Below are 2,636 nucleotides of genomic sequence, written 5' to 3' on the forward strand. Positions count from 1 at the left end.
CAGGTCCTGCGGACAGGGGAGGCCCCAAGCCGGGGCGAGGAGGGCGGGCCATGGTGCAGAAGGCCAAGATCCTCCTGGTCGATGACCGGCCGGAGAATCTGCTGGCGCTGGAGGCGATCCTCTCGGCGCTCGATCAGACGCTGGTGCGGGCATCGTCCGGGGAAGAAGCACTCAAAGCACTGCTCACGGACGATTTCGCGGTCATTCTGCTGGATGTCCAGATGCCGGGCATGGACGGCTTCGAGACCGCCGCGCACATCAAGCGGCGGGAGCGGACCCGGGACATCCCGATCATCTTCCTCACCGCGATCAACCACGGACCGCACCACACGTTCCGCGGTTATGCGGCGGGTGCGGTCGACTACATCTCCAAGCCGTTCGACCCGTGGGTGCTGCGGGCGAAGGTCTCGGTGTTCGTCGAGCTGTACATGAAGAACTGCCAGCTGCGGGAGCAGGCGGCGCTGCTGCGGCTCCAGCTGGAGGGCGGCGAGAAGGACGCGGGCGAGGCGAAGGAGTCGGTGGGACTGCTCGCCGAGCTCTCGGCGCGGCTCGCGGCCGTCGAGGAGCAGGCCGAGGCGCTCACCAAACAGCTCAACGACGAGTCGACCGACGCGGCCGCGGTGGCCACGGCGGCGCATCTGGAGCGCAAGCTCACCGGGTTGCGGCGGGCGCTGGACGCGCTGGAGCCGGATACCGGCAGCGCGTCGTCGGTGCCGTCGCAGAACTGATCCCGGGCACAAGGGTTTTGCCCGGTCTCCGGGCGGGGCCCGGGTGTGAGGCCGTGTCAGTTCCGCGTGTCTCTGCGTCTTCCGCGTCTGTCCACAGCTCTCGGCGTCAGCTTTGCGCCTCGGTGAGGGCGACACGAACGGGTGAAGCATCCGTCACGCGTGTCCCCCGCCTCCTCCACCGGTAACCTCACACCCATGGCCTCACGTCCCTCCGCAGCCAAGAAGCCGCCCGCGAAGAAGGCGGCCGCTTCCGCGAAGGCTCCGGCGAAGAAGGCCGCCGCCCGAAAGGTCCCTCCGAAGAAGGCGCCCGCCAAGAAGGCCCCCGCCAAGAAGGCGGCGGCGAAGAAGCCCGCGCCCAAACCGGCACCGAGCCCGACCGGGGGCGTCTATCGCCTCGTGCGCGCCCTGTGGCTGGGCCTGGCGCACGCCGTCGGAGCCGTCTTCCGCGGCGTGGGGCAGGGTGCCAGGAATCTCGACCCCGCGCACCGCAAGGACGGTCTGGCGCTGCTGCTGCTCGGCATCGCGCTGATCGTCGCCGCGGGCACCTGGGCCGATCTCGAGGGTCCGGTCGGCGATCTCGTGGAGATCCTGGTCACCGGCGCCTTCGGCCGACTGGACCTGCTCGTGCCGATCCTGGTCGCGGTCATCGCCGTGCGCTTCATCCGGCACCCGGAGAAGCCGGAGGCCAACGGCCGGATCGTCATCGGTCTGTCCGCGCTCGTCATCGGCGTGCTCGGCCAGATCCACATCGCCTGCGGCTCGCCCGCCCGCGGCGACGGCATGCAGGCCATAAGGGACGCCGGCGGCCTCATCGGCTGGGGCGCGGCCACCCCGCTGTCGTACGCCATGACCGACGTACTCGCCGTACCGCTGCTGGTGCTGCTCACGATCTTCGGTCTGCTGGTCGTCACGGCCACCCCGGTGAACGCCGTCCCGCAGCGGCTGCGGCAGCTCGGCGTGAGGCTCGGGCTCGTCCACGAGCCCGAGCCGGAGGAGTTCGGCGAGGACGACGAGCGCTACGAGGAGCAGTGGCGCGAGGCGCTGCCCGCGGGCCGCCGCAGGCGGCAGCCCGCACCCCTGGAGTACGACCCGGACGGTGCGGAGCGGGAGGTGCTGTCCGGGCGTCGCGGCCGGCCCCGCAGGTCCGCGGTGCCGCAGCCCGACATGCACCGGCCCATGGACGCCGTGGACGTGGCCGCCGCCGCGGCCGCCGCGCTCGACGGCGCCGTCCTGCACGGGATGCCGCCCTCGCCGGTCGTCGCCGACCTGACCCAGGGCGTGCGCGTCGGGGACCGCGAGCCGACCACGCCGACGCCGGTCCCGGCCGCCCGCCCCCAGCCGGAGAAGCCGAAGGCGGACCCGGCGAAGGCGGACGGGCCGAAGCAGGACAGGCCCGGGGCCGGCGTTCCGGACCTGACGAAGACCCCGCCCTCCGAAACCCGGGAGCTCCCCCCGCGCGCGGAGCAGCTCCAGCTGTCCGGCGACATCACGTACGCCCTGCCCTCGCTCGACCTGCTCACCCGAGGCGGTCCCGGCAAGGCGCGCAGTGCCGCCAACGACGCCGTCGTCGCGTCGCTCACCACGGTCTTCACCGAGTTCAAGGTCGACGCGCGCGTCACCGGTTTCACCCGCGGGCCCACGGTCACACGCTACGAGGTCGAGCTCGGTCCCGCCGTGAAGGTGGAGCGGATCACCGCGCTGACCAAGAACATCGCGTACGCCGTCGCCAGTCCGGACGTACGGATCATCAGCCCGATCCCCGGCAAGTCCGCGGTCGGCATCGAGATCCCCAACACCGACCGGGAGATGGTCAACCTCGGCGACGTGCTGCGGCTCGCGGAGTCCGCCGAGGACGACGACCCGATGCTGGTCGCCTTCGGCAAGGACGTCGAGGGCGGCTACGTCATG

At 71.7% G+C, this 2,636-nt stretch carries 2 protein-coding genes; both read left to right on the forward strand.

The genetic code is table 11. The annotated features are described in order from the left end of the window. The first annotated feature begins 50 nt into the window (after positions 1–50). On the forward strand, positions 51–728 hold the full coding sequence (locus RIM90_RS31370) for a response regulator (RefSeq protein WP_309064125.1): 678 nt from the start codon (positions 51–53) through the stop codon (positions 726–728). Between the two features lie 195 nt (positions 729–923). Beyond that, positions 924–2,636, forward strand: a 1,713-nt coding sequence (locus tag RIM90_RS31375; protein ID WP_309064126.1) for a DNA translocase FtsK, incomplete at its 3' end; no start/stop codon positions are given.

The organism is Streptomyces sp. (assembly GCF_031181555.1).
GTDB classification, from domain to species: Bacteria; Actinomycetota; Actinomycetes; order Streptomycetales; family Streptomycetaceae; genus Streptomyces; species Streptomyces fimbriatus.

Coding starts and splice junctions, on each gene's coding strand:
- RIM90_RS31370 (WP_309064125.1), top strand. CDS start 51: ATGGTGCAGAAGGCCAAGATCCTCCTGGTCGATGACCGGCCGGAGAAT.